Raw genomic sequence first — 7366 nt, forward strand, 5'->3', positions numbered from 1 at the left:
GACCAGTGTGGCGCCTTGTCCGCGGCTCCGAAGGAGCAGGACAAGGCGCCACACATGGTCGAGGACGTTCTGAAAACTAAGCCCGGCCCCCGCCGGACAGGTCAACCTACTCGCAGAGCAGCTTGGCGATCTGGACGGCGTTGGTTGCCGCGCCCTTACGGATTTGGTCACCGCAGCACCAGAAGGTGATACCGCGCGCGGCCTCGGGGTTCGAGATGTCGCGACGCACGCGGCCGACCCAAATCAGGTCTTGGTCGGACGTATCCATCGGCATGGGGAAGCGGTCGTGCGCATCCTCGGCAGCCATATCGTCAACCAGCTTGACGCCGGGAGCGGCAGCCAGCGCAGCACGGGCCTCGTCAACCGTAATGTCACGCTCGAACTCGAGCGTGATGCTCTCGGAGTGCGAACGCAGCACGGGCACGCGCACGCAGGTGCAGTTCACGCGCAGCTCGGGCAGATGCATAATCTTGCGGCCCTCGTTTTGTAGCTTCATCTCCTCGGAGGTAAAGCCCTCCTCCTTGACGCCGCCAATCTGCGGAATCAGGTTGCTCGCCAGCTGAGCGGCAAACGCGCGCGGCTCGGGAATCTCCTCGCCACGGCCCAGGGCGGCCAGCTGAGCCTCGAGCTCGGCCATACCGGGAGCGCCAGCACCCGAAGCCGCCTGGTACGTCGAGACGATCATGCGCTTCACGCCGGCGAGCTGATGCAGCGGCCACGTGGGAACCAGGCCGATGATGGTCGCGCAGTTGGGATTGGCGATAAGGCCGTGATGCCATTTGATGTCGTCGGCATTGATCTCGGGCACGACCAGCGGCACCTCGGGATCCATGCGGAAGGCATGGCTGTTGTCGACCACGACGGCGCCGCGCTTAACGGCCTCGGGCAGCAGCTCCTTCGCGATGTCGTCGCCGGCGGCGCCAAGCACGATGTCACAGCCCTCAAAGGCCTCGGGACAAGCCTCTTCGATCACGATTTGCTCGCCGCGGAACTCAACGGTCTTGCCCGCGGAGCGTGCGCTTGCCAACAGCTTGAGCTTGCCGACCGGGAACTCCTGCTCGTTGAGGCACTCGAGCATCTGGGTGCCCACGGCTCCCGTCGCGCCCAAAATAGCAACCGTGTACTGTTTCATGCTTCCCCCTTTAAAGGTTGTGGCTTTTGCCCGCACGCCGAGCAGGCCGATTATTGTTGCCAGTTTATACAAGAACAGGGCGGGCATGAAATCCGCCCCGTCGAAACGAAACCGAAACGAAACGCCCCGCCGTAGATTTTTGAGACATGACCCAAAAATCTACCGAACAGTCGCTACTTTTTGAGCGCGGCCAGAGCGGGATCGACCGGCGCAGGAGCCTCCAGATCGGAGACCTTCACAATGCCGTTTTCGTCGGAGAAGGCACGGTAAATGGTCTGAATCGCCAGGTCGAAGTCCTTCTCCTCGACACCAATAATGATATTGATCTCGTCACAGCTCTGCGAAATCATGCGCACGCTCACGCCGGCCTGGCCGAGCATGCCAAACAGATGGCCCGAGATACCTGCGCGGCCGCGCAGGTTACGACCGACGGTAGCGATAAGCGCCAGACCCTCAACGACCTCGATCTCGAGCGGCTCGACCTCCTGCTGGATGTCGCCCACAAGCGAGTACAGCGAATCGTGCACATCCTGCTCCTGCACCACGGCGCCAAAGCGGTCGACGCCGGTGGGCATATGCTCGACGGAAACGTCATAGCGCTCGAAGACCGAAAGCGCACGGCGCATAAAGCCAACGCGGGGCTTGGTGCGGTCGCGGGCCACGTTGATGGCGACAAAACCGCGCTTGCCGGTCACGCCGGTAATGATGGGCTCTGCCTCGCCCTCGTCAGCCGTCTCGCTAATGATGGTGCCGGGGTCCTGTGGCGCATTGGTGTTCTTGATGACCAGCGGAATGCCGGCCTCGCGCACGGGGAACACGGCCTCCTCGTGCAGGACACTCGCACCCATGTACGAAAGCTCGCGCAGCTCCTCGTAGGTAACGCGGGCGATGGGCTGAGCCTCGGGAACAATACGCGGATCGGCAGAATAGAAGCCCGAGACATCGGTCCAGTTCTCATACAGATCGGCGCCCAGGCACTTGGCCAGAATCGAGCCCGAGATATCGCCGCCGCCACGATCGAGCAGCTTGATCTGGCCCTCACGCGTCGCGCCGTAGAAACCGGGCATAACAAAGCCGCCCTGCTGACCGTACTCCTGCACCAACTCGGAGGTACGATTCATGCTGAGCGTACCGTCGTGATGGAACGCCACAACCGTCGCGGCGTCCAGGAACGGTAAGCCCAGGTACTCGGCCATCAGGCGGGCGGTAAAGTACTCGCCACGGCTCACAAGCTCCTCGGTGGAGTAGCCGCCCGAGCGGGCGCGCTCGGCAAAGGCCGCGAACTCCTCACGGATGGGATAGGTGAGCTCCAGCTCGTCAGCGATATCAAAATAGCGCTGGCCAATGTCCTCGAGCAGCTCCTCGCACGACACGTGGTACTTGACGTGCGCGTTGACCAAGTAGAGCAGATCGGTCACCTTGGTGTCGCCCTTAAAACGGCGACCGCAGGCAGAAACCACCACAAAACGGCGGGCCGGGTCGGCATCGACAATGGCCTTGATCTTCTTAAAGTGTTCGGCATCGGCGACCGACGAGCCGCCAAACTTGGCAATCTTAATCATGGGCTTGAGGTTACCTTTCTAAAAGCCTCTGCAAACCTGTTTTGCGCGCTCTGATACCATGGTTTCACCGATTGGGACCAAGGCATCCGAGGAGCAGTGTTATATGGGAACTTATCATAGTACACGAGGACGCACTTTATCGTGCTCAAGTAAGGTGGCAATCCGTACCGGCATCGCTCCCGACGGGGGTTTGTTTGTCTCGGACGAGCTCGGCACCCAGCAGGTCGATATCAGCTCGCTTGCAGATAAATCGTACTTTGAAATCGCTCAAGATGTGTTGGGAATGTTACTGAATGATTACACAGCCGAAGAAATTTCGGCGTGTGTCGACGAGGCATACCGCGGCACGTTCGTGAGCGAAGAGGTTACGCCGCTCGTCAAACTCGACGCCGCACCGGGCGCCGACGCCCCGCAAACCTATGTGATGGAGCTCTTTGGCGGCCCCACGAGCGCCTTTAAGGACGTCGCCCTGCAGATGCTCCCCCGCCTGATGGCCCGCACCTCTGCCAAGGACGGCGGCGCCGAGCGCATCATGATCGTCACCGCCACGTCGGGCGACACCGGCAAGGCAGCACTCGCCGGCTTTGCCGACGCTCCGGGCACGGGCATCACTGTCTTTTATCCCGAGGGCAAGGTCAGCCGCGTCCAGAACCTGCAGATGTCCACTCAGGAGGGCGACAACGTCGCTGTCTGCGGCATCCGCGGCAACTTTGACGACGCCCAGAGCGCCGTCAAGCGCATCTTTGCCGATAAGGAGCTTGCCGAGCGCCTGGAGGCCGCTGGCACGGTGCTTTCGAGCGCCAACTCCATCAATGTCGGCCGTCTGGTACCGCAGGTCGTCTACTACTTTGCCGCCTATGCGCAACTGCTGCGCGCCGGCACTATCGAGGCTGGCGACGCCGTAGAGTTCTGTGTGCCCACCGGCAACTTTGGCGATATCTTGGCCGGCTACTACGCCAAGTGCATGGGTCTGCCCGTCGCCAAGCTCGTCGTGGCGAGCGACAAGAACAACGTGCTGGCCGACTTCCTGACCACCGGCGTTTACGACCGTAACCGCCCGTTCTTCACGACCATCTCGCCGTCGATGGACATCCTCATCAGCTCCAACCTGGAACGCATGCTCTACTTCCTGTCCGATGGCGACTGCGAGCTCGTTGCCGGCCTTATGGAGCAGCTGGCACAGACTGGTCGCTACGAAGTTCCCGCCGAGTTGCTGGCCAAAATCCAGAACGTGTTTGGCTGCGGCTGGGCCAGCGAGGACGAGGTCCGCGCTGCCATCAAGAGCTGCTGGGACGCGAACGGCTACGTGATCGACCCGCACACCGCTTGCGGCTATCACGTCTTTGAGCAGGTCGCCCCCGCCGAGGGCGCCAAGGCCCGCGTGCTGCTTTCGACCGCCAGCCCCTACAAGTTCCCGCGCGCCTGCTGCGACGCCCTGGGGCTCAACGTTCCCGAGGACGACTTTGAGGCCATGCGCGTGCTCGAGCAGGCAACCAACACGGTCGCCCCGACCCAGCTCGCCGAACTCGAGTCCAAGCCCGTCCGCTTCGAAGACGTCTGCGACGTCGATGAGATGGCAAGCTACGTCGAGTCCGCAGCAAAAAAGATGGCTACCAACTAAACCCCTCATTAAGCGCCGGCGAAAGCCGGCGCACCTTCTTTCATCAGATAACCCCCGGGATGATGGCGAACGCGCGCAGCGTGCCTGGCTGTTTAGTTCGTCGCGAGTTCCGCACGCAAAGGAAAGCACTTAATGTACTTTCCGTCTTGCGCAGGACTGCCCGAGCAGCGAACTAAGCAGCCAGGCACGCCAGGAGGACCCACATGATCAAAATCACCGTCCCAGCAACAAGCGCCAACCTAGGCATTGGCTACGATACCCTCGGCATGGCCGTCAGCCTCTACTCGCACTTCACCTTCGAGCGCGCCGACAAGCTCACCATCACGGGCTGCCCCGAGGAATTCCAAAACGAGAACAACCTAGTCTACGTGAGCTTTGTGGATGCGCTGGCCGCATGGGGCGAGCCGGCCTTCCCCGTCGCCATCGACATTCAGACTGACGTTCCCGTCGCTCGTGGCCTGGGTTCCAGCTCCACCTGCGTTGTCGCCGGCATTATGGCCGCCGCCGCGCTGACGGGCCACACCGTCGACCGCGCCGAGCTCGTCCGCATTGCCACCGAGGTCGAGGGCCATCCCGATAACGTCGCTCCCGCTATCCTGGGCGGCGCCGTCTGCTCTTTTACGCCAACCGATTCGCTCCCCCAGTGCCTGCGCTACGAAGTGAGCGACAAACTTCGTTTTATTACCGTCATTCCGCCCTACGAGGTGCACACGAGCGAGGCGCGCAAGGTCGTGCCGCAGGAGATCCCACTTTCCACCGCCGTATGGCAGATGGGCCGCATCGCCGGCATGACGCGCGGTCTCGAGACCGGCGATCTGGACCTGATTGCCGCCGCCAACGACGACCGCATCCAGGAGCCCTATCGCCGCCGCCTCATCCCCGACTACAACGCTGTGCGCGACACCTGCCTTAACGGCGGCGCCAAGACCATCTGGATCAGCGGTTCGGGCTCGACCCTTATGGCTGTGACCGACGACACCATCGTGGCAAAGTTCCTACAGGTCAAGCTGCGCGAGCAGTTCCCCAAGTGCGATACGCATATTCTGACGTGCGACACCGAGGGCGCTCAAATCGAGTACCTGTAGCGCCCTGCCTCATTGCTCTCACCGGTCCCCTTGGGGCTTCCCCTGAAAACGTCCTCGATCATGAATTGCCCCGTCGTGCGCTTCGCGCGACGGGGCAATTCGATCTGCGGATTGTTTTCAGGGGAAGCCCCAAGGGGACCTGCGCAGCCTCGACAGGATAATCGCATTCGCTGATTCAATTATCGCCCGATTCGCGGCGCAATCTATTTATCTCCGCTGCTCAGAACCGCCTCAAGTCTTTGCACGAGAACTCCGACGGTAATTCCAAGTGCCTCTGCATAGGCGAACTGCTCATAAACCCTAAGACTGCGTTCCCCGGTTTCGACTTTCGAGATGAACGACTGAGGTACCCTCAGTTTCTTTGCGAGTTCAACCTGAGTGATACCTTGCTCCCGACGAATCTGGGAGAGGCATTTTCCGCATGTCCTATTAGCATCAACGTTCATACCGTTTACGCTATATTCCATTTTGATATATCCCAAGATCGCGTCGAAAATGTTGGTGTAAGGGTGACGCCCTAGCGTCCATTTAACGAAGAACGGCCTTCGTCCTAGAATCTGAAATCACCACAACAACAGGTTCTAGGAAAGGACGAAGACCGCTATGGAAATCTTATCAGACCCGACGCCGGACATGCTCGCCATGCCCCGTTTCGACGACGGCGCCATCGACATGCAGGAGCTGCTCAGGCGCCTCGCCGAGCAGGTCGTGAACGCCGTGATGGACGCCGAGGCCGACCAGCTGTGCGGGGGCGGGTCGAACAGCCGAAACGGCTACCGCGAGAGGTCGCTCGCCACCTGCGTCGGCACGCTGACGCTGCGCATCCCGAAGCTCCGCACCGGCAGCTTCTTCCCGGACGACGTGATCGAGCGCTACCAGCGCGCGGACCGCGCCCTCGTTGCCGCCGTCGCCGAGATGTACGCCACCGGCACGAGCACCCGCAAGGTGCAGAGGGTGGCCGAGAAGATGGGCGTCTCCAGGCTCTCCAAGGACCAGGTGAGCGCCATCGCGTCGAGCCTGGACGCCGACATCGAGGAGCTCTGCGCAAGGCCGCTCGACGGCTCGCCGGTGCCCTACGTCTGGCTCGACGCCACCTACGTCAAGTGCCGCCGCGAGGGGCGCGTCGCCTCCACCGCCGTGGTCACCGCCATCGGCTGCGACGCGGGCGGCTGGAGGCGCGTCCTGGGCGTCGACGTGGTGGACACCGAGTCATACGACTCGTGGCTCGCCTTCCTGCGGACCATCCGCTCGCGCGGGGCGGCGGGCGTGCGGCTCGTCGTCTCGGACGCCCACCCGGGCCTCGTCCGCGCGCTCGGCGAGGTCTTCCAGGGGGCGGCATGGCAGCGCTGCGCCGTCCATCTCATGCGCGACTGCATGCGCGAGGCGGGCTCCTGGCAGCTCAGGCGCCGCGTGGGCAGGATCGTCTCGCAGGTGTTCCGCGGGCGCGACGCCGCCACCGTGACCGCCATGTACCACGTGGCGTGCGACATGCTGGAGGGGTGCTGCCCGAGGGCGGCGGCGATACTCGAGGGTGCCGAGCCGGACGCCCTGGCATACCTCGACTTCCCGCCGTCGCACTGGAAGCGCCTGCGCACCAACAACGTGCAGGAGAGGACCAACCGAGAGATAAAGCGCAGGTCGCGCGTCGTGCAGGTGTTCCCGTCAACGGGCTCGCTGGTGCGGCTCGCGGGCGCGGTCATGTGCGAGCAGGACGAGACATGGCAGGAGTCCAGGTACTTCTCGGAGGAGAGGATGAACGAGCTCTACGACGAGGGCCGCACGCGCGGGATCGACGGCCCCGTCGACTGGGCGCGGCTTGAGGCGGAGGCCAGGAAGATGATCGAATCGGGCCTCGAGCTTGCGGACAGGGTCGAGGCGGCATAGGATATCAACCGTGTTCCAGGTTCCAGGACGCCGGGCCGACTCGCTTCGGATCGGGCGCTACACCAACTTTCTCGACACTACC

Annotated in this window: 6 protein-coding genes; 3 read left to right on the forward strand and 3 right to left on the reverse strand. The window is 62.5% G+C overall.

Annotation, left to right across the window (positions count from 1 at the left end; all coding sequences use genetic code 11):
- Positions 1–106 precede the first annotated feature (106 nt).
- A complete protein-coding gene (locus AQ996_RS09165) occupies positions 107–1132 on the reverse strand; it encodes an aspartate-semialdehyde dehydrogenase (protein WP_055252592.1) in 1026 nt (341 codons plus the stop codon).
- A gap of 173 nt (positions 1133–1305) precedes the next feature.
- The gene (locus AQ996_RS09170) at positions 1306–2694 is read right to left on the reverse strand and encodes an aspartate kinase (RefSeq protein WP_055252594.1); all 1389 of its coding nucleotides are present in this window, start codon (positions 2692–2694) and stop codon (positions 1306–1308) included.
- A 103-nt stretch (positions 2695–2797) separates the two neighbouring features.
- On the opposite strand from AQ996_RS09170, the gene thrC reads away from it, so the two are divergent.
- Positions 2798–4315 carry a threonine synthase gene (gene thrC, locus AQ996_RS09175; RefSeq protein ID WP_055252595.1) on the forward strand — a complete coding sequence of 506 codons (1518 nt, stop codon included), beginning with the start codon at positions 2798–2800 and terminating at the stop codon, positions 4313–4315.
- Between the two features lie 203 nt (positions 4316–4518).
- Complete coding sequence (gene thrB, locus AQ996_RS09180) at positions 4519–5400, forward strand: homoserine kinase (protein WP_055252598.1); 882 nt, start codon at positions 4519–4521, stop codon at positions 5398–5400.
- 203 nt (positions 5401–5603) lie between these two features.
- Here the strand turns inward: thrB and AQ996_RS09185 are convergent, their stop codons facing one another.
- Positions 5604–5867 carry a helix-turn-helix domain-containing protein gene (locus AQ996_RS09185; RefSeq protein ID WP_231501614.1) on the reverse strand — a complete coding sequence of 88 codons (264 nt, stop codon included), beginning with the start codon at positions 5865–5867 and terminating at the stop codon, positions 5604–5606.
- Positions 5868–6003: 136 nt separating this feature from the next.
- On the opposite strand from AQ996_RS09185, the gene AQ996_RS09190 reads away from it, so the two are divergent.
- The gene (locus AQ996_RS09190) at positions 6004–7284 is read left to right on the forward strand and encodes an IS256 family transposase (protein WP_055252602.1); all 1281 of its coding nucleotides are present in this window, start codon (positions 6004–6006) and stop codon (positions 7282–7284) included.
- The last annotated feature ends 82 nt before the right edge of the window (positions 7285–7366 follow it).

Origin of the sequence: Collinsella aerofaciens, from assembly GCF_001404695.1 — a bacterium.
Lineage (GTDB): Bacteria > Actinomycetota > Coriobacteriia > Coriobacteriales > Coriobacteriaceae > Collinsella > Collinsella aerofaciens_E.